Origin of the sequence: Lysinibacillus sp. UBA5994 (assembly GCF_002429725.1) — a bacterium.
Lineage (GTDB): Bacteria > Bacillota > Bacilli > Bacillales_A > Planococcaceae > Lysinibacillus > Lysinibacillus capsici.
The window spans coordinates 26,612-52,480 of record NZ_DJAU01000051.1 but is presented as its reverse complement, the minus strand read 5'-3'; the positions used below and the strand labels follow the sequence as shown (position 1 = coordinate 52,480).

19 protein-coding genes and 1 pseudogene are annotated in these 25,869 nt (G+C 33.8%); 11 read left to right on the top strand and 9 right to left on the bottom strand.

Features of this window, described 5'->3' with window-relative positions:
* Positions 1–318 precede the first annotated feature (318 nt).
* Entirely contained in the window at positions 319–1,887 is a 1,569-nt protein-coding gene (locus B3D98_RS15680; protein WP_288584140.1) for a sensor domain-containing diguanylate cyclase, read from the top strand.
* Between the two features lie 354 nt (positions 1,888–2,241).
* Here the strand turns inward: B3D98_RS15680 and B3D98_RS15675 are convergent, their stop codons facing one another.
* Positions 2,242–2,598, bottom strand: coding sequence for a winged helix-turn-helix transcriptional regulator (locus tag B3D98_RS15675; protein ID WP_048390751.1), 357 nt, complete (start codon positions 2,596–2,598; stop codon positions 2,242–2,244).
* Between the two features lie 125 nt (positions 2,599–2,723).
* On the opposite strand from B3D98_RS15675, the gene B3D98_RS15670 reads away from it, so the two are divergent.
* The 5 genes from B3D98_RS15670 (at position 2,724) to B3D98_RS15650 (ending at position 11,331) form a co-directional block, all read left to right on the top strand.
* A complete protein-coding gene (locus B3D98_RS15670; protein WP_115673053.1) occupies positions 2,724–3,350 on the top strand; it encodes a nitroreductase family protein in 627 nt (208 codons plus the stop codon).
* Positions 3,351–3,657: 307 nt separating this feature from the next.
* Positions 3,658–7,857 (top strand): S-layer homology domain-containing protein, encoded by a 4,200-nt coding sequence (locus tag B3D98_RS15665; protein ID WP_288584139.1) that lies wholly within the window; start codon positions 3,658–3,660, stop codon positions 7,855–7,857.
* A 1,085-nt stretch (positions 7,858–8,942) separates the two neighbouring features.
* Complete coding sequence (locus B3D98_RS15660) at positions 8,943–9,857, top strand: ABC transporter ATP-binding protein (RefSeq protein ID WP_054548918.1); 915 nt, start codon at positions 8,943–8,945, stop codon at positions 9,855–9,857.
* On the top strand, positions 9,850–10,584 hold the full coding sequence (locus B3D98_RS15655) for a hypothetical protein (protein ID WP_288584138.1): 735 nt from the start codon (positions 9,850–9,852) through the stop codon (positions 10,582–10,584). Before B3D98_RS15660 ends, B3D98_RS15655 begins: the two co-directional genes overlap by 8 nt.
* A 12-nt stretch (positions 10,585–10,596) precedes the next feature.
* Positions 10,597–11,331, top strand: coding sequence for an ABC transporter permease (locus B3D98_RS15650; RefSeq protein WP_054548919.1), 735 nt, complete (start codon positions 10,597–10,599; stop codon positions 11,329–11,331).
* A 19-nt stretch (positions 11,332–11,350) separates the two neighbouring features.
* Here B3D98_RS15650 and B3D98_RS15645 read toward each other — a convergent pair whose 3' ends face one another.
* Positions 11,351–12,367 carry a sensor histidine kinase gene (locus tag B3D98_RS15645; RefSeq protein WP_054548920.1) on the bottom strand — a complete coding sequence of 339 codons (1,017 nt, stop codon included), beginning with the start codon at positions 12,365–12,367 and terminating at the stop codon, positions 11,351–11,353.
* Complete coding sequence (locus tag B3D98_RS15640; protein ID WP_004233853.1) at positions 12,364–13,026, bottom strand: response regulator transcription factor; 663 nt, start codon at positions 13,024–13,026, stop codon at positions 12,364–12,366. Before B3D98_RS15640 ends, B3D98_RS15645 begins: the two co-directional genes overlap by 4 nt.
* Positions 13,027–13,225: 199 nt before the next feature.
* On the opposite strand from B3D98_RS15640, the gene B3D98_RS15635 reads away from it, so the two are divergent.
* Together B3D98_RS15635 and B3D98_RS15630 are read left to right on the top strand one after the other, a co-directional pair.
* Positions 13,226–13,993: an ABC transporter ATP-binding protein gene (locus B3D98_RS15635; protein ID WP_009373595.1), complete on the top strand. Its 768-nt coding sequence runs from the start codon at positions 13,226–13,228 to the stop codon at positions 13,991–13,993.
* Positions 13,980–15,980: an FtsX-like permease family protein gene (locus B3D98_RS15630; RefSeq protein ID WP_054548921.1), complete on the top strand. Its 2,001-nt coding sequence runs from the start codon at positions 13,980–13,982 to the stop codon at positions 15,978–15,980. Before B3D98_RS15635 ends, B3D98_RS15630 begins: the two co-directional genes overlap by 14 nt.
* 441 nt (positions 15,981–16,421) lie before the next feature.
* Here the strand turns inward: B3D98_RS15630 and B3D98_RS15625 are convergent, their stop codons facing one another.
* The 5 genes and pseudogenes from B3D98_RS15625 to B3D98_RS15600 form a co-directional block, all read right to left on the bottom strand.
* A complete protein-coding gene (locus tag B3D98_RS15625; protein ID WP_288584128.1) occupies positions 16,422–17,222 on the bottom strand; it encodes an alpha/beta hydrolase in 801 nt (266 codons plus the stop codon).
* A pseudogene (locus tag B3D98_RS15615) lies at positions 17,219–18,216 on the bottom strand (ABC transporter substrate-binding protein). Before B3D98_RS15615 ends, B3D98_RS15625 begins: the two are co-directional and overlap by 4 nt.
* Positions 18,217–18,261: 45 nt before the next feature.
* Positions 18,262–19,446 (bottom strand): helix-turn-helix domain-containing protein, encoded by a 1,185-nt coding sequence (locus B3D98_RS15610; protein WP_112117067.1) that lies wholly within the window; start codon positions 19,444–19,446, stop codon positions 18,262–18,264.
* Positions 19,447–19,478: 32 nt separating this feature from the next.
* On the bottom strand, positions 19,479–21,113 hold the full coding sequence (locus B3D98_RS15605; RefSeq protein ID WP_288584121.1) for a helix-turn-helix domain-containing protein: 1,635 nt from the start codon (positions 21,111–21,113) through the stop codon (positions 19,479–19,481).
* 97 nt (positions 21,114–21,210) lie between these two features.
* Positions 21,211–22,167, bottom strand: coding sequence for an ABC transporter substrate-binding protein (locus B3D98_RS15600; protein ID WP_288584119.1), 957 nt, complete (start codon positions 22,165–22,167; stop codon positions 21,211–21,213).
* 235 nt (positions 22,168–22,402) lie between these two features.
* Here B3D98_RS15600 and B3D98_RS15595 point away from each other — a divergent pair, with 235 nt between their 5' ends.
* Together B3D98_RS15595 and B3D98_RS15590 are read left to right on the top strand one after the other, a co-directional pair.
* Positions 22,403–22,609, top strand: a complete 207-nt coding sequence (locus tag B3D98_RS15595; RefSeq protein WP_288584116.1) for a YbfB/YjiJ family MFS transporter — start codon at positions 22,403–22,405, stop codon at positions 22,607–22,609.
* A gap of 259 nt (positions 22,610–22,868) precedes the next feature.
* Complete coding sequence (locus B3D98_RS15590; RefSeq protein ID WP_288584114.1) at positions 22,869–23,114, top strand: helix-turn-helix domain-containing protein; 246 nt, start codon at positions 22,869–22,871, stop codon at positions 23,112–23,114.
* A gap of 37 nt (positions 23,115–23,151) precedes the next feature.
* On the opposite strand, the gene B3D98_RS15585 is transcribed toward B3D98_RS15590, so the two are convergent.
* Positions 23,152–24,108, bottom strand: coding sequence for an ABC transporter substrate-binding protein (locus tag B3D98_RS15585; protein WP_288584112.1), 957 nt, complete (start codon positions 24,106–24,108; stop codon positions 23,152–23,154).
* A 99-nt stretch (positions 24,109–24,207) separates the two neighbouring features.
* Here B3D98_RS15585 and B3D98_RS15580 point away from each other — a divergent pair, with 99 nt between their 5' ends.
* Entirely contained in the window at positions 24,208–25,773 is a 1,566-nt protein-coding gene (locus B3D98_RS15580) for an AraC family transcriptional regulator (RefSeq protein WP_288584110.1), read from the top strand.
* The last annotated feature ends 96 nt before the right edge of the window (positions 25,774–25,869 follow it).

The window sequence follows — 25,869 nt, the reverse complement described above, 5'->3', positions numbered from 1 at the left end:
AAACGTTTCAACTTTTATATGTCAGAATAACAATAAAAGTAAAAAAATTTAGAATTTAGATTTTCTATCAAATTTCAGATAATTAGCGTCAGCTGTTGCAATTTTTAATCTAAATAACTAAAATGTTGGAATTTTGTTTGCCAGATTCTATATGATACAACCTCGTTTATTGATACAATCCTAGAGGTGTGTTGGATTCTTCTTACACAATTAATACATGTTACTTTTACCTATAGGAGTCTTTGCTTATAATAGGCACTAATTGTTTAAGAATCTCTCAAAATATACATATAAAAAATCATAAATAGGAGGGGAAAAATGAAATCGCACCGATTAAAATTAAAGCATCTTATAATGGGCGTAGCAATGGCAGCATTCTTTTTAACAAGCATAGGTAGTGTTTGGGGCGGCTATAGGATGAACATTGATTCCATTAAGGAAAATACGCTAGAAACGAATAGAGTTTATGCTCAAAAATTGGCCTCAACTGCTGATTCCTATCTACACGAAGCTTTCCAAATATTAGGTTATAGCGCGGATCAGGTGAGAACGAAAATGGATGATGAACAAGTATTGAATCAGGAAACAGAGCGTTTGAGATTGCAAAATCAAATGTTCAATTCGGTGGTTATAACAAATGCAAAGGGACTTGTTTTATCTGTCTCTCCGCCATCTATAGAAATTAAAGGAGAGATTTTAACATCAATTGGCGCTAAAGAGGCATTAGCCAAAAAGACACCAATTATTTCTAAGCCATATGAGGCGATGACAGGGCGGCTCATCATTTTTATATCGCATCCTATTTTCTCGGAGTCCAATGAATATCTAGGAATGATTGCTGGCACTATTTATTTAAAGGAACCTAATGCCTTTAAAACCTTGTTGGGAGAACATTATAGTAAGGATGGTTCTTACGTATATGTAGTTGATTCAGAAGGACGAGTTATCTATCATCAAGATCCAAGTCGTATTAATGACATTGTAACAAAAAATAAAGTCGTTCAAGCTGTTACATCTGGCAAGGATGGTGCCCAACTAATTGAGAATACAAAAGGAGTGAAAATGCTAGCTGGCTATAGTGCAGTGGCATCGACAGGGTGGGGAGTTGTTGCGCAGAAACCTTTAGAAGTAGCATTAGCCCCTTCATTTGATCGTGTACAGGAGGTCATTATAAAATCTGTGCCTCTTATGTTTGTTTCCATTATCATTGTACTTTGGGCTGCAACACGTATTGCGAATCCCTTACAACAATTAGCATCATTAACAGAAGAAAGTTTAGATAAGAAAAATGTAGAAGGTTTAAAATCTGTTAGTGGATGGTACTTTGAAGCCTATTCTTTGAAGAATGCATTGGTTCGAAGTTTATCGTTTCTACATGGACAGGTCTCCTTTTTCAAAGATCAATCTACTGTTGATCCACTGACTGGGATTACGAACCGACGTACAATGGATTCAATGCTTGCTGAATGGTTAGCAAGTAAGGTACCACATGTCATTATTTTGTTAGATTTAGACCACTTTAAAAGTGTGAATGATACATATGGACATGCAGTAGGCGATAAAGTTTTACAATTTTTGGCTAGACAAATGGAATCAGTAGCTCGTGAAGGCGATGTATGTTGCCGTTACGGTGGCGAGGAATTTGTCATACTTCTGCCGAACACGACGATAGAGGAAGCCACACTAGTCGCAGAACAATTACGAAAAACTTTGGCCGATACGGTCAGTCCATGTGGTAGACCAATAACATTATCTGCAGGAATAGCTGCCTATCCAGCAATGGCACATACAACTGAAGCGCTAATTGAAGCGGCTGATGACGCACTTTACCTTGCGAAACAAGAAGGGCGAAATCAGGTAAAAGTTGGAGTCTCAAAAAAGGAATAAAAAAATATAACAAAAGAGCTTACAACCCTAATTTTTGGGGTAATGATTAATGCAAACATCATTTGGGCAAGCTGTATATAAGTCATCAGCCACATGACTTTTAAATTATGTTCAAATGATATGTAACTCGGGCCACATCTCTTGATCGACTTGACAAGACGTAAGGTTATCCCCCTTTCCCTTATGACACCCCAAGTACGACTAGATGTATGCCTATATATCGTCAAAAGCCAAGCGAGCACCGATGCTCCTTGGCTTTTTTACATTTTATGGGATATTCTAACGAAGTGACAAGCTGTGGTTTTGATACGAATTATAGAAAGGTGATTAGTACAAGGAGCCATTAAGGAAAACTTAGCTTTCCTTTTGATGACAACAAATTTGTTGCTCCTTGGCAATTCCCTTTAAACGTGCATAATCATTTCCCCATGTACACATTGTATTTAAAACGGGTATAAATGACTCTCCTAAATCTGTTAAACTATATTCTACTTTTGGTGGTACTTCTTTAAATATTTCTCTCCGAACAAGTCCGTCTCTTTCTAACTGCTTCAATTGATCGGTTAGAACTTTTTGCGTAATTCCGGGTATTAATTCATAAAACTCTTTCGTCCTTACTGATTGTTGACTCAAGAAAAATAGTATTAATCCTTTCCATTTGCCACCTGCAATATCCATAAAAATATTGATTCCTGTATTATAGTTAACCATGTGCTTCCTCTCCTAAATAGGCACAAAAAAGTGGCTATACCACTTTTTTGTGCGTTATTTTCTTATTTATTATTGCTTACTATAATTAGAGGCGCAATACAATAATAACTTAGGAGTTGTTCATAATGAGTGTAAAAGATATTTTAGAAAAAAGACGTTCAGTTAGACATTATGATTCAAATTATAAAATTAGTTCAGAAACATTGACTGCCTTAGTTGAAAGTGCAAGTAAGTCGCCTAACGGAAATAATATTCAAGCAACGCGATACTTAATAATCGAGGATGCGAACTTAAGAAATTTATTACTACCTATAGCTTTTAATCAACAGCAAATAGTAGAAGCTTCAACGTTAATCGTCATGTTGGGCGACTATCAGGCATTTAACAAAGGTAATATTATTAAAATTCATGAGGAGGGGTACCAGGCAGGTTATTTTGATGAATCATTAAGAGACTATCTTGCGAATGCTGCAATAAATTATTATGAAAGTAAGACAAAAGAAGATCTAAAGTTAGAGTTAACTAGAGATGTAAGTCTTGCCTCAATGTCCTTAGTTTTGTTAGCCAATGAAGCTGGTTTTGACACAATTACGATGTCAGGCTACGATTCTAAGAAATTGAAAGAGATCTTAAATATTTCTGATAGGTATCTAGATGTTATGCTGATTGCTATTGGTAAAGGTATAAAAGCAGGTCATAAGACTGTTAGGCATAATGTAAACAAGGTAATATATAAAAATGAAATAATTTAGTGTTTTTAAACTAACCGAACTTTTAAAAGTCCAAAATTAATATCTAATAAAGAGAAGCCAATTATGAATCTATCTTTAATGGCTTCTTTTTTATGTATTGCAAACTATGAATTTTTAAATATTCAGTGATGGAAAGCTAATGGACTCGCATAGTAAAGAAATCGTATTTTAGTCTCTAACTCTAGAAGAAATTTACCCTACTATTTTAGATTTATCTATGAAGGTTCACTAGTCTTTGGTCGATATAAAGGATATGAGCAAATGATATTTGTACGTATCAAAATACATAAACGAAAGGAAGAGTGGAATGGATAAATCTAAAATCCAAAAAGTAAATAAAGCCTTGATTGCAACAGTATTTGCTTCAAGTGGGATTGCTGTTGTAGTACCTCCACCAAATGCAGCAGCGGCTACTTCTCCCTTTACGGATATTAACCAATACTCGGACAATTATAATGAAATATTAAAACTATATTCTCAGGGCGTAATGAGCGGTTTTGCGGATAATACTTTCCGTCCTGATGTCAGTGTAACTCGTGGAGAGGCAGCGAAAATGCTGGCAACGGCGTTAAAATTGGATACAAAAAATATCCAAGATCCTTACTATAAGGATGTTCCAAAGGGCAATCAATATTATAAATACGTAGCGGCATTGCAAAATGCAGGTATTATGTCGGGCTATTCAAATGGCATGTTTATGCCGAATGAAGTGTTGACTAGAGGGGAACTAGCCAAAATGGTTGTAGTTGGATTCCATCTAGAGGTATCCCCTACGTACAATAATATTTTTAAAGATGTGAATAGCAAAACAAACAATGCCATCTATATTCAAACTTTAATCGATTTGAATATTACAAAGGGCACAACTCCTGTTACATTTTCTCCATTTGATCCTGTTACTCGCGGACAGTTTGCTTCGTTTGTAGTGGGTTCACAAGAGAAGAAAAATAATGAAACATCTTACAAAATCACAAATGTGGATGATGACGCAGTTTATATAAATGGCCAGTCATATACAATTCCAGAGAGTCTTGCTCATATTTTTAACGAATATAATGCTCCGGTGTTAAAAGGTGCATTCATTGAGGGGGATTTATCGAGTAAGGGAATTCGCTCCATTTCAAAATTGACCCTTAATGCAAGCGGGACAAGCACACGTTCTCTAGATTTTGACGGAAATTACGGTTCTTTTGGTGCAACGATTGTAGTAAATGGTAATTATATAGAATTCTCGAATATGACGCTGACAGGGACAATGTTTGTCAACGAAACCGTTCGCCCACCATTGCATTTAGGGGCTACTTACAATCAACCATTAGCTCTTGGTCGTGTGGCAAGTAACAATATTTCATTTATTAATTGGTCAAACCCAGATAACAATAAAGGCGATGATTCGTCAAATAACAATTCGAACGATCTTCAAAATTGGACAAAACCAAATACTGAAAATGATAAGCCATTTGTTAACTGGTCTAAAGAAAAAGAGGAAATGAAAAACGTTGAGAAGTACCTAGAATTTTATAACAGCAGTGTTTCTCGACTAGTAGTATCTCAAACAGGTACAAAAATTGAAACAAATACAAAACTACCACGTGTAGACATCATTGGAAATGTGCGTGAGTTTGAAATTCAAGGTGATATTGGTACGTTAAATTTAAATACAGAAACAAAACTTACAATTTATGGTTCAGGAAATATCGATTGGATCAATTACAATAGCTACACAGATCTAGAGCTGTATATTGATGGACGAATTGGCACATTATTTGTTGATAATTCATATGGCAAAATTGATATTGGAGATTATACGTATATTGATAAGGTCATCTTACCTAAGGATGGATCACCAAATAATATCTTCGACGATTTCCTCGATGATAAAGATAATATAGGCAATATTACTGATCCAGATGGCAAACCAATTGATAAAGAGGAAAATGAGAATCAAAATCCTGATGATAAAACAAAACCAATCATTAGTATTACAAATGTAAAAGTACTAAATGGTAGCGAAATTCAAGCAGATTTCACTTCTGATGAAGTCGGTACGTACTATTATATTGTGCGTGAAAAGGGCGCAGAGGCACCAAATAAAAGTGAAATGGTTAACCGTCTCTCAAATAAGAACGTAGCACATGGAACTGCGGCAGCCATCAAAGGAACAAACTCAATTAAGGTTTCTAATTTAGGTGAGAAAAAAGAATATGTTATCTACATCATGGTTGTGGATGGCTCGAAAAATGCATCGGACATAGTTTCTCAAGAATTCCAAATGAAAGATGGAACTCCGCCAAAAGTAGAAGGTCTAAAGATATCTGCTTTACATGGAGGTACACGTGCTGAATTCACATTTAGAGCAACTGAGCCTGGGGACTATTACTACTATGTTCGCAAATATACAACAGCTCCCGACCCAACAACGGCTGACATCTTTGCTAACCCAACAGGAAAAGGCAAAGCAAAAGCTGGTGAACTTGGCATAAAAGACATTCTAACTGGATTAGATGCAGAAATAGAATATCAGCTTTACGTTGTTATGAAAGATGAGTCAGGTAATTTTTCTGAAAAACCTGTTGTAGAAAAGTTTACAACTCTTGCACTTGATAATATTCCCCCATATGTTGTTGGAGGAGAGCTTGTTCTACTAGATGCAGTTAAAAATGAATTTTATCTTACAGTGAGCGAAGATTTAGATTCTATTTCTGCCGAAAAAATAGAGAACTATGATCTTTCAGGGACTGGAATAGTTAACCAAGGAGTACAGCAACCGATCCACCCTACAAAAGTTGTCTATAATAAAGCTCAAAAAAGACTTATTTTTACTATCCCATCACTAACAGGCTTTGTTAATGGAGATAATCTAGTTGTAACTATTTCACCGAATGTTAAAGATTTAGCTGATATTGAATTTGAAAATATTAATAATATACCGCCTAATAGTAATCCACCTAGGAATACGGCTGAATATTTACACAAAGATAGTAAATTGCCTATCCTTACTATTAAAGGGGAACCTGAAATCAATGCTGCAAAGGATTTAACCTTGCTCACATTTAATGCTACTAAGGCAGGTACCTATCATTATTTAATAATGGAATCAGGACTAAATCTAACTTCTGAAGATCGTTTTCGCTTTATTGAGGCAGTTCAATCAAATGCATCCAATTTTCAAGTTGGATCAGAGATGGTGGAAATTGTCGGGAGAGGCGGCGATAAACCAGCACAATTGGGGGATCAAAAGGTTCCAATTCCATTACCAAATAAATATCCACCTTTAAGTTCATTTAAGAGTTATTCTATTTATATGGTATTGCGTGACCGTTCAGGAAATATATCAGATATTCAAACAAAGCAAGTTATTAATGATAAATTAGCACCAAAGATTGAAAATACCTCTATTAAGATAGCTGAAGGCGATAAAAAGGCTACCTTTAAATTTATGTCTGATGAAGAGGGTACGTATTATTATATTCTTCGAAAGGTTGGTGATACATCAGTTCCTGTACCAACTAATGCGGAGGAGGTTATTGAAAGAGGAAGCACTAGTACTATGCGAAAGGATACAAATGAAATTAGCTTTACCCTAGAGCCTCATCAGGACTACGAGCTATATGTTGCAGTTCAGGATAGATATAAGAATGCAACGATGCTTCAAGTTGGAACAGAGTCAAAAGTTTATACTTATGATGACAACCAAAATAAAACAATAACTTTGACACAAGGTGAAACTGATAAGGGGATAATGGCATATAAATTCTTCTCTGATGGCACACCACCAAAGGTCGAAGATCCAATCGTAAAACAGCTCGATGGTAAAACATTTGAGGTAACTTTTTCTGAGGCAGTTGATTTAAATGGTTCTGATTTTAAATTAGTTGATCCTGAAACAGACAATGCTATCTCACCTACTTATACATGGGAATGGGAAGATACCTCAGCTAAAAAAGAGTGGGAGCCTCGTCAACTTATTATTAAGTTTGCTAATGAAGTAACGCAAAGCTTCGACATTACAGTAAATGCTACTGCAACAGATAAAGGTGGTTGGAAATTTAGTAAGCTGGCTGCAAAGTATCAATATCCAAAACCAAATGCAAACAATAAAATTATAGAAGCATATCTAACAGGAACTTTAGGTGGAAGCGATGTTAAAACATCCCCAACTATGGAAGTAAGTGTTGAAATCAACACAGAGCTTTCATGGGAACAAACATATTATTACGCTGTTACTAACTCAGCTTCTCAAGTTCTCACAAAAGAAGATATTATTAATAGTATTGAAACTGGAAAATGGACTCAAGGCATTACACAGGCTGGTAAAAAGTTATTAACGACAAGTCCACAACAACAAAATCAATCAGAAGCAAGTTTCAGATTATCTTTGAAAGCTACAGGAAGCAACGCAATATTCATGGAGGGGCAAAGGGTTTATCTATTAACAGTTGATAAGTATGGAAATGTAGTAATGGATGAAAATGGTTCATTGCAGTATACATTAATTAAAAGGTAATAATTACAGTAAAAAATAATAAATTTGCCTGTAAAATATAATTTTAACCTTTGCTGATTTTTCTAACTATATTGAAATAAAAGAAAAATCGAAAACTATTGATATTCGAATATCATGTATTTTTCGTTCCAACGTTTATACAAAAAACAATTATTGTAAGTTTTATTAGAGAAACAGCCTGACTTTATAGAAGATGCCTTTAGTAGTATGCAAAAAAATAAATAGCATAGAAACTTTCAAAAACCAAACTACAATCTATCGTAGCTTGGTTTTTATTTGATAATTATTTTCAATTATAGTGATAGTAGCAAAGTGGATAGAGAGTAAGTGCAATATGAATGTTGTGGACCATATTTACCTGTGGAATGATGTTGCTATCAAAGTGTTGGATGTTAGGCAACAAGTTTGGAGAATGGGGGAAACGTTACACTCTTATAAGATGCCTTCTTATGGTTTTATTTTTGTTTACCGTGGAAAGGTATAGGTACAGCTCAATCAAATTGAATTCGGGAGATAAGGAGAATCAAAAGGCATTTGAGGAATTAAAACAAGAGCCATTGTGGAACTCCTTACCTGCTGTGAAGAATAATAAAGTGCATTCCATAGAGGATAAATGGAATTATGATGATATGACAACGAGTAACATGTTTCTAGAAGAATTTCCAAATATGCTAACAAAATAAGCATATTGGAAAGTCTAGGTTAGACCTTAGTTTTTCCTGAAAACAGTAAAGTTACAACAAAAGGCTGGGACAAAAGAAAAGATGTTAGACCATTTACAAGTTTGGTCTAACATTTTTTTTCGTTATTAGAATACATATACTTTAATAAACCACAAAACTAACATTCATTTTTTCCTTTTTCTCAATAAAATGAGTTATGTCCCAGCCTCTTTTCAGCTAGGGAGAAAGACTACTAAATTACAATTTGCTATATCTTTTTTAATGAAGAGTAATCTCTTATAAATGTTATTATTTTACAATAAATACTTATTTTAATAAAATATAAATATAAACCATTTTTATGGAAAATCAGTAACGTTATTGTGGGTAATTGATAAGATGCATTACAAGGAGGGAAAAGAAATGAGTAATATTTTAACATTGTCGAATATCACAAAGAGTTATCGAAATAATAAAGTAATTAATAATGTTTCTTTCTCAGTTCCAAAGGGTGAAGTAATAGGTTTAGTTGGACCAAATGGTGCAGGGAAAACAACCCTTATGCGAATAATTATGGGATTAATAACGAAGTTTGAGGGGGAGGTTCGGTTTGATATTGAAAAGCAGCCTTTAAAACATATAAAACGTATTGGAGGACTGATTGAATACCCTAGTTTTTATCCCCATATGAGTGGAATGGATAACCTTATTTATTTTGCAGAGGTTTCAGGGGGATATGATAGAGATAATGTTTCATCTGTAATCCATTTATTGGGGATTGAAGGTTTTGTTCATAAGAAGGTAAAAAGGTATTCTTTAGGAATGAAACAGAGGCTAGGAATTGCACAGGCATTAGTTAATAATCCTAAATTATTGATTTTAGATGAACCCACAAATGGCTTAGATCCAGAAGGAGTTGCTGAAATAAGAGAAATATTGGGAAAAATTTCAAAAGAAAGAGGGATATCAATTCTTGTATCCAGCCATATTTTATCAGAAATTGAAGCTGTTTGTGATAAAGTTTTGTTTTTGAAGAAGGGAACAGTAGTAGATTATATTGATTTAAAAACAGAAAAACAGACTGATAGAGAGCTACATGAATTTATCATAGAAACTAAAAAAATAGAAATGGTAAAAAACTATTTAAATGATATACAAAACATACCTTTTATAGAAATAGATCAAGATAAAGTAAAATTTCAATATCTTTATAAAGATTCTGATTCTCTTATAGTAGATTTAGTAAAAAATAAAATTAGTATAAATGCTATTTATCCACTTCGCAAAGATTTAGAAAAGAGATTTTTTGAGTTAATGGGAGGAAATAAGATTGAATAGCACTTTAAGAATATCAATATTAGAGGTTAAACAATTATTCAAAAGATACGGCATTTGGTCAAGTTTATTTATTTCAGTTTTATACACTATTACAATTTATCTAAAAAGGCCCATGTATCCATCCCCTTCGGATTTGGATACATATTACAATTACTTTGGTGATATTTCGTACTATATTATTCTCATTATGCCTTCTTTTATTATGTCCAGAGAGTTTTCATTAAAAACTTCTAGAATAATATTCACAGGATCTTTATCACGTATAAATATAGTCCTATCAAAATTACTTTCATTGATTTTAATCGGATGTATTGTTGGAACTATTCACCGATTACTAGCCAATTTATTGTGGGTATGGGAACATAATAAATTTACTCTGAATAATCTTACACACGATATTTTTACTAATCTAACAAATTATTTACTTATTTCCTTTTTTGTTTCAAGTTTATCTTTCATCATTGGGTTTATTACGTTCAGTCAAATTGCAACAATAGTTTCCATTATTTCTATGTTTTCATTTGAGAGTATGATTAGAGGTATTATTCTAATAAAATTAGACTCTACAACAAAATTAGCTCTTTGGATTAAAGAGAATCCACTGGCTTTGGTTTATAAGGGAATGCAATATAATAATTTATCAATATCAAATAATATTTGTTTAGCATTAACAGGCTTAGTATTATTTTTAGTATCTTTAATAATTATTAATAAAAGAGAAATTTAGGAGATTGATAATATGACTGGTATGTTTTCTATAAGCCGAATGGAAATAAAAAAAATATTTGATACATCAACATACGTTTTTTTAATAATATTATTTATTGCTACAATTATTGATAATGTTCTTTATTATCAGATGAACTTAAGTAAAAGCGTAGAGTTAAGCGGAAATATTGGTATTTCCTTATTTATTATACAAATTTACTTTATTTACTTAGGCAGTAATATGATAGGATCCGAGTTTAGTTTTGGAACTTCGAAAATGGTATTTAGTAGTATGTTCAGTAGAAGTCAAATAATTCATATTAAAAGTGTTTCATTTTTATTTTATACTTCTTTATATGGCATTTTTAATATATTAATTGGATTAACTGTTCAACTTATCATAGGTAAACATTTCTCTAGTATGGAGATCCTAAGTACGCTATTCTCAGTTTGGATTGTATATATAGTTTATTTCGCTTCTATCTTATCAGTAGGTATATTTACAATTTCTATTACGTTTAATCGCGTTTACTCATTAATAACTGGATATGTTCTATATATTTTTTTATATAACATTGGTATACAAATTGTAGAAAGAGATGACAGTTGGATGAAGACGATTATGGAGAATACACCATTTTACATTGCTTCTGATGGTTTTTCTACTCTATACTACAATATTGATGATATTATTTACTTAAGCTTCTTTTCAGTAGTAATTTATATAATAGGTCTCTATATTATCAAAAAAAGAGATTTGAAATAAATAAACTCTATATAATATTTTATTTAGTTTCTTGGAATAATCGTAGTTTATCAGGGAAATATATTTTAAATGTAGTGCCAGTATCTTCTTGAGAATCTACACTTATGCGTAACCCTAATTTTTTGCACAAGGTTTCACAAAGGTACAAACCCATACCAGTAGATTTAACATAGTTTCTACCATTGGTTCCCGTGAACCCACGTTTAAAAATTCTCTCAATATCAGATGAAGCTATACCTATACCATTGTCTGATATTAACAATAAAGTACCGTTTTCTATTTTTTTAGCAATAAAGGATAATTTAAGTGGATTATGACGATATTTGATAGCATTATCTATTAATTGTTTTAAAATAAAAATAATCCATTTTGAATCAGATGTGACTTTCAAATCAAGATTATCCTTATATATACTACCATTGGCACGTATAATACTTAGAGATAATGATTTAATGGCTAAATTTACAGCCTTATCAAGGGTAAATGTTTCTATTCTATAATCTTGAGTTAAAGTACTACTTCTTGCATAATATAGAGCTTGTTCAACATAACCTTCTATTTTTAATAGTTCTTCTTGAATAAGGATGTTTTCAGGTGTCTTATGGTTACTTATAATTAACTTTAGTGCAGTGATTGGTGTTTTTATTTCATGCACCCAAAGTTCAATGTAGTCGGTATAATCACGTTGAGAGTTTTTCAAAGAGAACATACAATCATTCATGTATTTTGTTGCTTCATTTAAGATGTTGTAGAAGAATTTCCCTGAAAAAAAAGGGGGTTCCTCTACAATATCTGCGATGTATGTTTTTTCTTTGATTTGTTTTGAAATATTTTTTATTTCATTATAATATTTACTTAATTGATAGTATTTAACTATAATTGGTGTGAAAAAGAAGAATAGAAGAATTAAATCTATTACTATTACTAAACTTCCATTTTCATTATACAAGTAGAGGACACTAGAGATAATTAGCAAAGATAGTAAATGAAAAAGTATTGCTAACTGTTTTTCCTTAAAAAATTCAATTAAACTCATAACTGATAACCCTGTCCTCTCTTCGTTAATAAATATTTTTTTAAACCGATCGATTCCAATTTGCGCCTTAACCTCGATATATTAACATTTAAGGTATTTTCATCAACAAAATCTCCGTTTTGCCAAAGCTCATTCATTATTTCATCTCTAGAAACTACGTTTCCTTTATTCATCATCAATAATCTAAGAATGCATAATTCATTCTTTGTAAGTTCTATTTCTATATTATTATAAATAGCTTTGCTCTTTAATATTTCCAGTGTTAAATCTTTATAAGAAAGGATAGCACTTTTGGAAATTTCGTAAGTTCTCTTTAAAACGGATTGAATATGAGCTAAAAGGATTTGTAAATCATATGGTTTTGTAATAAAGTCATCTGCTCCTATTTGAAGACTTAATAGTTCGTCAAAGGAAGTGTCACGGCTAGTTACTATAATAATGGGCACAGAAGACACTTTCCGAATTTCACGACACACTTGAAAACCGTCTTGAAAAGGAAGGTTAAGATCTAAAATAATTAAATGCGGCATGCTTTGTAGAGCATCTTCTACAATTTTTGTGAAATCGTCGCCACTTATGCATTCATACCCATATCTCTCTAGAAAATCAAAAAGTTCCTTTCTGATAATTGGATCATCCTCGATAATGAATATTTTCATTTTTAATCTCCCCTTAATCGAACCAATGAATGGTTTTATTTCCATAATTTATACCTTTTCATTATATTATAGTGCATAGTAAGTAAACTTACAAAACGGTAATATTATGATACAATAATCGATTTTTTGTTAATTCATTAAATGGTAATATTATGGTAGCAAAAGGATAAGTCATCCATAAAAGGAGTGAAATTGGGAAGTGAATACAATATTAAAAGTTGAAAATATTGAAAAGGTGTATGGTAATAAGGGTAATGTAACCCATGCATTAAAAAACATTTCATTTGAAGTGCAAAAAGGCGATTTTATAGCAATTATGGGACCAAGTGGAAGTGGTAAATCGACTTTACTTAATTGTATTTCAACCATTGATACTGCTACGGCTGGTCATGTATTTATAGATGGCGAAGATGTCACAAAATTAAAGGGCCATAAATTATCAAAATTTAGAAGTGAGAAGTTAGGTTTTATATTTCAAGAATATAATTTACTAGATACACTAACTGCTTTTGAAAATGTTTCTTTGGCATTATCTATAATTAATTATCCAGTGAATGAAATTGAACATGAAGTCGATAGAGTTGCAGCCGCTTTGGATATAAAGGAAGTATTGTACAAATACCCATATCAAATGTCAGGAGGACAACAGCAGAGAATTGCGGCAGCGAGAGCCATTGTTACAAGGCCTACATTATTATTAGCCGATGAGCCAACAGGGGCTCTTGATAGTAAATCTGCTAAAATGTTGCTGAAAAATTTAGAAATATTAAATCAGCAACAAGATGCCACAACTTTGATGGTTACTCATGATCCTTATAATGCTAGTTATTGCAGAAGGATTATTTTTCTAAAGGATGGAGAAATTTTTAATGAACTAATACGAGGAAAAGATGATCGTAAAACTTTCTTTAATCGAATAATGGAGGTTGTTGCACTACTAGGAGGAAATATCAATGATGAGTTTTAAATTGATATATAAAAATGTAGGCAGAAGTATTAAAGATTATGCTATTTATTTTCTAACTCTTGTTTTAGGTGTCAGCCTATTTTATGCATTTAATTCAGTATCATCACAACCAGCTTTAAATGATTTAAATTATTCTATGGAGATTTTTGGGGATGCATTAGTTACGTATATTGGACTTTTAACAAGGTTTATTGCAATTGTTTTTGCTTTTCTCATCATATATGCCAATCAATTCATAATGAAGCGAAGAAAAAAAGAAATGGGTATTTATATGACATTAGGGATGAGTAAATGGCGGATATCCTTTATTTTTGTAGGTGAGACCTTTTTGGTAGGGTTATTTGCTTTAATTATAGGCCTTGGGCTAGGATTTTTAATGTCACAAGTTATTTCGATATTAGCTTTAAAAATGTTTGTAGGTGATGCTGTAGGATATAAATTGTTGTTATCAAAAGAAGCTATAAAAGAAACTATTATAAGTTTTTCAATTATTTATATTATAGTAGCACTTTTTAATACTCGTAATATTATGAACATTAAACTTATCGATTTATTAACTGCGAATCGTAAAAATCAAGAGTTAAAGGTCTATAACAAATGGGCGACAAGTAGCCTTTTTTTATTAGCAATTACTTTAATAACTACTGGAATACTATTGTTAATGAAATTAGGACTTGATAAGAATTATTTAACTGTGATAGTCTCGCTTCTTGGTGTTGGTATTATTTTGTTTTATTATACCATTTCCAGTGTGATGGTGTTCTTGGCTAAAAGAAACAAAAAGCTGTATTTTAAAGAACTAAATTCATTTTTGTTTCGACAATTCGGAAGTAAAATGCAAATCAATTTTCTAGTAATAAGTATCTTAAGTGCATTACTGATAGCTTCACTAGTTGTTCTAGGTACAGGATTTAGTGTTACAAGTTCTATGAATAAACAAGTTACCACGGCAACCCCATTTGACTTAACAATTGTAAAACCATATGAGGATAACAAAAATCTTTTAGAAACAGCAAAACAAGATGGCATTCCACTTAAAGAAAATCTTAAAAGTTATGTAGAGATAATGTTGTTTAATGCAGATTTAACTTATGGAGAATTGTTTAAAGAGCAACAAGTAAAACTATCTGATTTAGAACAAGAGATACTTATGTCACAAGTTACTTTAATAACTGAAACAGATTACAATAAAATATTGGAACTATCTGGAGAAGAGGGAATTCAGTTAGGAGAAAATAAATTCATTATTAATGCAAACTATGAACCCTTTAATAAACATATTCAATATTTCTTAAATAAAGAAGGAAAAATAAGAATTGGTGATAAGGAGCTCACTCCTGCAAACAAAAAAATATTTGGCAATATTACTTACTTAACAAATTCAACCAGGGCAAATGATGTAGGAACAGTGGTTGTTCCAGACAATATGAAAAATTATATGAATCCTGATAGTTTCTTATTGAATGGTGTTTTTCCCTCTCAAGAAATAGAGGGCACGGTCTATAAAATAATGAATAATAAATGGGTTGAAAAATCTCTTGATGGAAAGATTTATTATGTAACTAAGAGTGTGATACAAGACACTTACTTTGGCGTATTTGGAGTAATAGCTTTTATTAGCAGTTACTTAGGAATAATTTTAATGATTGTCACGTTATCCATACTAGCATTACAGCAATTAACAGAAACCCAGGATAACAAAGAAAGATACCTAACATTATCGAAAATTGGTGCAGATAAAAAAATGATTAATAGGTTGTTATTTAGACAAATTGGATTTTATTTTATTTCACCTTTAATTTTAGCTAGTTTCATATCAATCTTTACTACTAAGGTTGTATTAGAAAAATTAGAACCATTTTTTGAAGTCTCTATCAAACAGAATATGTTTTTAAGCTTTGGTATTATTTTGTTGCTATATGTAATATATTTCATTGCAACTTATCAGAGTGCAAAACAGGTAATTTTAGACAATAGACTTAAATAAAAGGAGTAGATAATATGACTGAATTTCTAATGGGTTTTGGATTATCGGAGGGAATAGTTGAAACTATTAAATGGTGGATCCCGTATTTAAGTTTTATAATGATCATAATAATCGTAACCATTTTATTCAAGGTTATCCGTAAAAAGAAAATAAAGAATGCGAAAAATTAATAAGGTATTTAGTTTAAAAAAGCATTATTCTTGGTTAAATGATCTTAGAACTAACATGACTTGTTCCTCACAATTTTACAATTGACAATTGAAGCAGTTAAAAATAATAGCGTATTCAACTTAAACCCAGAGCGTTTCTGGCCTTATGATCCAATTGCTGTAGAATCACAAGTTGAAGAAATCGCTAGCATGCTTAAGGAACTTTTGGAGAAAGAGAAGTAAATGTTATAAAAATGCCCAAGTGGAATGATTACCACTTGGGTTTTTTCTACTACGTATCCAAAAACCGGGGAAGCCGGCCGAGCATACAAGGTAGGACACTCACATGGTCCTCCTCATCAAACTTCACATAATTAGTATGAATGTTTTGGTCGCTTAAATGCTTCAGTCGTTCAGCCGCTAGATCAGCTCCCTCTAACATATCTTTCAACTCGTTAGCACCGATTGTGAGTAAGAGATTGATAGCATGCTGACCGTTCCAATCATCAAAACATCTGTCTATTACTTTTAGTACTGCATTGTCAGCCCACCAAACAGAGGGACTGCCAGCTACAATGTGACTGAATAAGTGAGGTTTTGCACATAAAGCATATAGTGTGAAAAGACCGCCTAAAGAATGACCAACAATCGCTTGCTTCTTTTTATTGATAGGCCATTCCTTTGCTATAGCAGGCATGAGCTCATGTTCAATAAAATCTAAGAACTCATTAGCTTTGCCATTTGGAGGCCAAGGCGTTCCATCTGGACGTGGTGGCAGATGTTCTTTGTTAACAGGTAGTGTAAAATCGAGACAGCGTCGCTCCATATCAAAAGGTTCCGTTGAGGGATAACCGATGCCAATAACAAGAATAGGATCATAGCCTTTTGGTTTACGTGTTTGTAATTTCACTGCCTCTGCAAGTGTTGGAAAAAGGGCGTCCCCATCTAAGGCGTAGATGACAGTATAACCATCTGCTGGTGGTTCATCTGTTGGGCTTGCAATTAAAATGCGATAATCTAGCTGTTGACGAGATGTCATGGCAACTTCAAAGTAGTTTTCTGATGTATAAGGTTTCTTTGTCATTGTTATCATGGCGCTAAAAACTCCAATACATCTTCTATCACTTTTGCTTGAGCATGAATACCGCCATTTAGCCAGTAATCCTCGGATGTCTCAAATACTTGATTGTTTTTGAAGGCTGCTGTACTTTGCCAAATTTTACTGTTCTTCAACTCATTTAAAAATTCATCCCCAAGATTACCATCATTGATTAGGAAAATATAATCGGCATCCAGTTCAGGTAGAATCTCCAATGATACTTCGAAGGCACCATTTTTCACGTAGCTGCTTTGTTCAAATCCTAATTCATGTGTTAAGACATACCCACTAAAATACTCATCTGTCATGAAAAACATACCTTTTGCATTAAAGCGAATTAACGCAATTTTTTTCCCTCTGTTATAGAGGATAACTTTGTTTTTGCTACATCTACTTTTTCTTGATAATCCTGTATGGCTTGCTCAGCCTTGTCTGTTTCATCAAGTAGTTGCCCTAAAACTTTAATAGAGCCTTCTAAATCACTTGCAGCATTATTAAAAACATAGGTTGGTGCGATTTTTGCATATTTTTCATAGTTGCCATTTTCCATATAAAATGAATTGTGCAAAATAATTAAGTCTGGTTTATCTGCCATAATGGCTTCGGCTGATGGGGGACCGCTTGCAAAGCTAATTTCTGGTATACCCTGTAGCTGATCTTGTAAATAAAGCTGTGGCTTAACACCATTAGACCATTGCATAGTAGGCTTGATACCAAGAGCTAGTAATGAATCCTCCATGACAGGTGCAAAAATTTTAGTAGGCTTAGCTGGTAGTGTTACCTCATTACCAACCTCATCTTTTAGTGTTAACGGATAAATACTTTGCTCCTTTGTACTTTCTGAGGATGCCTGCGTTTCTACCTGTTCCACTTTATTGCTTGATTGGGTATTGCAGGCGGAAAGTATGCCGATAGTTAGCAAAAACATCGCTGATAAATAGGCAGATTTTATAATTGTATGACATTGAATAGGACAATTTTGTTTCATTGTTCATCAAAGTCTCCTTCCAGTGATAATCATTCTCAAATGGAATTATAAATCACTGTCTGATACGTTACCATGGACGGGGACAGGAAAAGGATTTGGATTTTTTCCGGTTAGCATAAGTAACATTTCATCTAGCATTCGGTTTATAGCAATAGCTGAGTATTCGAACCAAGGATTCGAAGGTAAAACATAGACATGTCCATTTTTTACAGCACGGAGCTCTTTCCAACGATCAAGGTATTGTAGAGTAAGCCAATAATTTCGGGTTGGTGAATCGGGACAAATGATAAATAGCAAACGGTCAGGGTCTATATTTACTAGCTGATCAAGTGTAATATGCTCATTATATGTTTGTTGGTGAGTATCGACAGAGCGAAGCTGTAAATCTGTATACAGTACATCCTGAATCCCTTTATTACAATACATAAATAATTGATCACCGCATAAACGAAGAACAGCAAACGTATCATTTTCAGCAACTTGATTAATTTCTAATCTCGCCTGTAATACCTTTTGTTCATATGTTTGAATGAAGTGCTCACCTACGCTTTGCTTTTTAACAGCTACAGCTATTTCTCTCAGCTGTGTTCGCCAATCCTTCGCTTGTATAAAGACACTTTTGATGCCAATAGTTTGAAGCCAATTAAGCATGGAGAGGGAGGGTTCCTCTTGAAAAATATGAATATCTGGCTTAGCGGAGGCTAATTTTTTGAAGTTATCCTCTGATTCTGTATCAAATATATTAACATGCACGGGAATTTTCTTTTGATAATGATTGTAATAATAAGGACTCCATTTAGCATTCAGCGGAGCCGCAACTGGTATGATACCAAGCGCTAATAAATTTCCAGTAGCCGAGACCGAAAAAGTAGAAATACGCTGGCGAGCCATCTCACTATAAGCAGAAGGTGAAATCCCAACTTCCTTTTTAAATTTTCGGCTAAAATAAAATTCGTCACTGTAACCTACTTTTCTAGCAATCTCACGAAGTAATAAATCGGTATCACGCAGTAATTGCTTGGCATGTCCGATACGTAGCGCCGTTAAATAATCTGTGGCACTTTGACCGAATGCCTTTTTAAATGCCTCTCCAAAGTAACTGGAACTCAGACCCGAAATGAGTGCTAGATGCTTAATCGTGAGAGGTTGATGATGGTTTTTAGCAATATAATCTCGAATATCCTTTAATGATATTTGAGTTGTCGTATCTGTTATACTTCCCTTTTTCATATAAATGTCACCCCTTATTATAAGTATGAGAATTACTTGGCAGTAACCAATAGTTTTGGTAATGCACCGAGTAACTTCTCTCTTGTAAAGGCATCTCCATAATTCCACTTTGTTGCATCCACTAAATAAGCATGGTTAGTTTGTACAGCAGGGAGTCCTTTCCAAATATCGCTATTAATCAATTCCATCGTAGCCATTTGCGATTCGGGTTTATCAGATAACAACATAAAGATACGGTCACCAGCATACTGAGGTAAGTGATCTATTGGTATTTCTCTATACCCTTCGCCTGCTTGAAGTAGCTTTTTGACTTGTGGGTGAGGTTGAAAACCATCTGGATGAAAAAGAGCAGGGGATAGACCTGTACAGCCCATAATAAAAAGACGTTTGCCATGATCAAAAGTCAAAACAGATGCTGTTTCACCAGGCTCTATCACTGTTTGTAGCTGCTGCCACATAGTATTTTCTTGGATTTTAAAATATTCTAGCCAATCTTCTGCACGCTGTTGTTGGCTAAGCCACTGCCCTAATAAAAGAACGCGTTCCTCCAATGAATCCCACGAATTTAGGGTAACTGTTGGTGCAATAGAAGATAGTGCTTGATATTGCTGTTCGTCATTATTTGTAAAGATAATTAAATCAGGGTTCAGCTTCGAAGATTTTTCAAGATTGATTGGAAAGGCAACATCTTGAATATAAGGAACATGGTTTTTATAGAAGGATTTACTAATAGAGTTTTTGTTACCACCTATTGGCTGCACATCAAAAATCAACATATCCCCAAACGTTTCTCCATGATAAATAACACGATGCGGTGAACGAGGAATGGCTACCTCGTGTCCTGTCCAATCTTTTACAACAGTTTTTTGTTTATATTGTCGTGCAAACTCTTTTGGAGGTATTCCAATTACCTGTCGGAAGCGGCGATTAAAATAATATTCATCATCAAATCCCACTTGCTGCGCAATATCTTTTAATGGCTCATTTGTTTGTAGTAATAATTCCTTGGCATTTGTAAGACGTAAATCTGTAATATAATCAAGTGGTTTCTTCCCAGTTAAGGTTTGGAAGATCGTACTATATTGCCATTGAGCTATACGAGCGAGTTCCGCTAGCTTTTTCACTGTTAAAGGCTGTTGAAAATAGTTATGTATATAGTCGATAGTTTCTTCAACCGCCTTTGTCATTGTCAACTGGTAGTTCATATGAAGCTGATGTTCAAATAATAAATTTAAGAGTTCATACAAGACTCCTTGTTGTTTAAGAAAATCCAATTTAGGATTTAAATTATACAGATTTTCGCTAAGACGAATTAATCGTGTATACGGATAAATTGTATATTCCACTTCATCAGAAAAAATAGATCCTAGATGTGGGGAAGGGTGCTTATGTTTTAGCTGAAAGGCTGAAAAGGCAATTTTATAGAAACGGTAACCATGATTTATATCCGATAAATCAATCATAGAATGGGGCTGAACAAGAAAAATTTTTCCTTTCGTCACCAAATAGGGTATATCATCAATCGTTAATGTCCCACAGCCATTTGTAAAAAGTATCATCGTATGATGAGAAGTCGAGATAAACGGATAGCTCTGCGAAATACAGTCAATATCTTCTAAATGAAATAGTAAATCATTGTTAATAGAAGCTGATTTATTGTCTTCCATCTGTTCACTTCCTTAGTAAATGAAAATGATTATCAATTAACTGTATTGTATAAAAAGTAAAGAGACATTTCAACAAAGATGAAATGTCTCTTGTTAGTTATTTTTTTAACATAGTAGGTAATTGTGATAACAGCCATTCTCTTGTTGAGGCATCGCTATCACTTTTTTCAATATCAAATGTGTAGACATGACCGTTCTTCACTGCCGGTAGGTTCTTCCAAATTGGACTTTCCATCATTTCTTTTGTCGATTGTTTTGCTTCATCATCCACTGGTGTGAGGATGAAAATTCGATCACCAGCATATTCAGGAAGAAGTTCTGTGGAGATTTCAGCAAAGCCTGTTCCATCATCAAGAATTTTTTGTATGTTGTCGCCAGGCTTAAGCACATTTGAATCGTATAAAACTTGAGAAAGTCCAGCACGTGCCATGACAAATAATCGATCTCCTGGATAATATGTTAAAACCGATGCCGTTTCATCTGGTTTAATGATGTCATCAGCTACAAGCGACTCCCACATTTTATCCGCTTTTTCTGTATAAGCATCCATCCATTGAGTTGCTTCTTCTTTTTTATTAAGTATATCGCCCAACTCTGTTAAACGTTGGTTTAAGGGCGCAAAAGTATCAAACACGATAGTAGGGGCGATTTTAGAAAGCTGTGAATATGTTTTTTCATCTGAAGTACCAATAATGATAAGATCAGGCTTTAATGACAATGTTTTTTCCACATTAATAGGAAAACCAACGTCCTCCACATCTTCTACGCGATCTTCCCAAGCGTAATTTGTAATCCAAGAGAAGCCAGCACCGACTGTTTTGATATTCAATGCAAGTAAATCACCGAATCCTTCTCCATGATAAACCACTCTCTCAGGATCTACAGGAATTTCAACCTCATGACCTAAATAATCCTTATAAACACGAGTGGTTGATGCTGATGTTGTTGTCTCTTCCTTCTTTGTTTCTTCATTGGTAGAACCACAAGCAGCTAGTATGATACTAACCAGTAATAATAAGCTATAAATGAGCATATGTCGCTTTAATTTTTTCATGTCTCTTCCTCCGTAAATGATAATCATTATCGATATAGGCTAGCATAAATTAGTCAGTGACCTAGAACAATGGATAAAATGAAAAAGGGCCATTAAGGTTTATCCAAAAATCTAACTGTAACCTTAAATTAAAATCCGTTTTACCGTATAAGTATCCTTCCATTGGTGGAGAATGGACTTTTCATTGGACTAAGATTCGTGTAATGAAAGGGGGTTAAAAATAAAAAATTATTGGATGTTTGTCATAACAGGAATGCTATTAATTGTTACAACTACGGGATTTGGTCGCATGGTATATGCAGTTATATTGCCGTTTATGCAGGAGGGAATGAATTTCACGACCACTCAATCTGGTTACTTAGGAACAATGCTGTTTTTAGGTTATTTACTAACAGTGCCGGAATACTTACAACGCACATTGGTGCAAAAAATGTTCTGTTAGCAGGGGGAGCCTGTGTCATTTTAGGGTAGGACGGGTGTTTGTTGCAAATTTCTGGTTTGGCTGCCATCACACTGTTCCTTGCAGGTGCTGGGAGTACACTTGTCTATTGCCACTACTATCGATAGCTATTAACCTGTATCCTAAGAAACGAGGCACGGTCATGGGACTGTTAATGAGTGGAGCCGGGATAGGGATGTTTTTATCAGGTTTGATCGTACTTTCTTGCTTATCAACTTCCTGAGTTAAATTGGAGAGGAGCATGGCTAATTTTCGGAGTTTTGACACTAATTGTCGTATTGTTAGCGTTTTGTACAATAAAGCTCCCAAGTTCTATACAGAAAAACAACGTTTGGAGAAGACATGTTATTTATTACAAAGCGGGACAATGAATGTTATGGAAGTAGCGAATGCTGTTGGCTATTCTAATCCGAGCCATTTTGCTGCGGTTTTTAAGGAGAAATATGGGCTGAATCCTCGAGACTTTATCAGATACAGATCACAATAATACCCTTCAGCTTTTAAACAAAACTGAAGGGATTTTTTTATTTCACTATGCTATCCAATACATTTTCAATAATTTGACGATTGGCTATAGCACCTGAATATAACCAGCTCGAACTTGATTCGAATTCATAAACATGACCATTTTTAATGGCAGGTATATTAGCTAGCAGAGGATCGCTTAGCAATTCAGAGCTACCTGCACTATCACTGTTAATAACAAAAAGATAGTCAGCATCTATTTGAACGAATTTTTCTAAAGAAACTTGCGACCAATCACCAGCAGCAGAAGCTGACATCTCTTTCACAAGGCTTGGCGTTTGTAACCCAAGATCCTCATAAAGAACAACACCGCTAGAAGCTGTGTCACTTACCATATAGATTGAATTTTTGATATTCCAGATCACAGTGGCTGAAGGCTTCCCGACTTTGTTGTGAATTTCTTCTTTTGCTTCTTTAGCGAATTGATCATAATCTGCTAGAACTTCCTTTGCCTTATCTGTTTGACCAAAAATTTCGCCCATTTTTAATAGTTTATTGCGCCAATTATTATCCTCCGTTCCCATCACATACGTAGGTGCAATTTTGCTATATTGCTTATATTTTTCACCTTCAGCAATTTCAGGAGAACCGATTACAATTAAATCTGGATTAAAGCTTGTCACAACTTCATAGGGAAGATCGAATTCAATTGTTGGAATATCCTTTAATGAATTCTGGAGATAGTCTTGGATAGAAGTCCCACCCTTTACGGACCATTGTGCAACGGGCTTTAAACCTAATGCTACAAGGTGATCTTCTAGATAAGGAGCTATGATGCGTTGGGGATTTTTAGGAATGGTCACTTCATGTGCTATTGAATCTGTTAATACTCGATTGGAGTTTTCTTCCTTTGCCTTCTCTATTGTGGAAGAAGATTGAGTTCCGCATGCAGCCAAAAGGATGGAAATAAATAAAATGCCAGTTAAAAAGGCATTCTTTTTTATAAATTTTTTCAAAGCTATAAGCCTCCTATTTCAATTGATTTCTATCATTCTATTTCATTATAATGAAAATGATAATCAATATCAATTTGATGTTTAGGAGATAGAGTTTAAATGTACAAAGACAATCAGCTACTGTCCCATATTTTTTATCAACCTATACAAATAGTGAAATTAAATGAAATGTTAAGTGACATAGAAACACAATTCACCTACCCATTTATGGTCATAGTATATGAGGGATATATAGAGTGTACGCTTCAAGGTAGGCACATTAGGCTTAGTTCAAATTCTGTTATGCTTTTAGATAATACTGACGATTTTCATCTTCTAGAAACATGTGAAAGCAGAGGGATCATCATTCAATATCGTGTTTATGGCTACAAAATTGATCGTTTATTGCAAGCTTCTATCTTAATTGAGCAATGCTCCTATCGACTGATGAAATTAGCTAAAGAAGTAGAAAAAGAAGCAAACACTGAGAGCAATAATCCGTTTCGTTTACAAAAATTATTTGGTGAAATGCTAGAAGTGCTATACAGCCTTTTACGTGAAAATAATCAAAAAAAAGAAGGACTATGGATTGATAAAGTACTTCATTATATTCATCTACATTTCCGTGAAGAATTAACAAGAGAGCAGATGGCCAAAAAAGCACAAGTAAGTCCAGAGCATTTTTCTCGTACGTTTCATAAGCACACAGGCTATACATATAGTGAATATATAACATGGCTAAGAATACGAGAATCACAGAAAAGGCTATTGTTTACAATGCCTAAATTAGATGAGCTTGCCGAGGAAGTTGGCTACAATGAAGGAACTTATTTAAGTCGGAAATTTAAAGAAAAAGTAGGTGTATCACCAACAGTCTATTATCAGAAATCGAAGCGTGTCCTTGCACTCAATACCAATCATACAGCATGCTTACTAGCTCTTGGTATTACGCCGGTGTTGGGTGTATACTCTCCATTTCTAGAGGGTATCAAGCCTGTCCCTAATACGCATAAACTAAAAGGCTATGAGTATGATATTGCTTCAAATTATCAGGCAATCACCGCATCCTGTCCTGATATCATTATTAACTACAGTGGTGGTGACGAAAAACCATTATTACTTTCAGTAGCTCCTATATTCGAGCTACCATGTAGAGAATTAAGCTGGCGAGAGCAATTTGGGTTGATTGCCCATATCGTTGATAGACAAGAAGTATGTAAGAGGTGGCTCCAGCAATATGATGAACAGATAGCGCAGTGTAACGAAATTCTTGACCAACAACATGGAGCAAGAGGGACTGCTATTGTTTGGGAAATAGGTAGTCATCAGGCATATTGTTTAAATAGTAGTCATGGAAGAGGGAGTCATATACTGTACGAAGATTTGGGCTTTAGTCGACCAGCTGCGATTGTCACACGAAATATTGAACAAACAGGTTACTTAACAGTAGATATTGAAGATATTGCTTATTTTCAAGCTGATTATATATTCGTCACTGCTCTTCCTACAAAAGATTTTGGAAAAGAGCATCTCTTGAGGGTATTACATTCGGAGAAATGGCAGTCACTTACAGCGGTGCAAAAGAAACAGGTGTACTTTTTGAATCAGTATGAATTATTTTATGGCTATGACCCATTATCTACAGCTATGCAATTACAAAAATTAATGGAAGTATTAACATCATAAATATACAGAGCAACAAATCACTTTCATACATAGACAGTTATTTTACATTCTTCTACAATTAGTGAGAATGATTATCAACTGGCATGTATGGAGGGA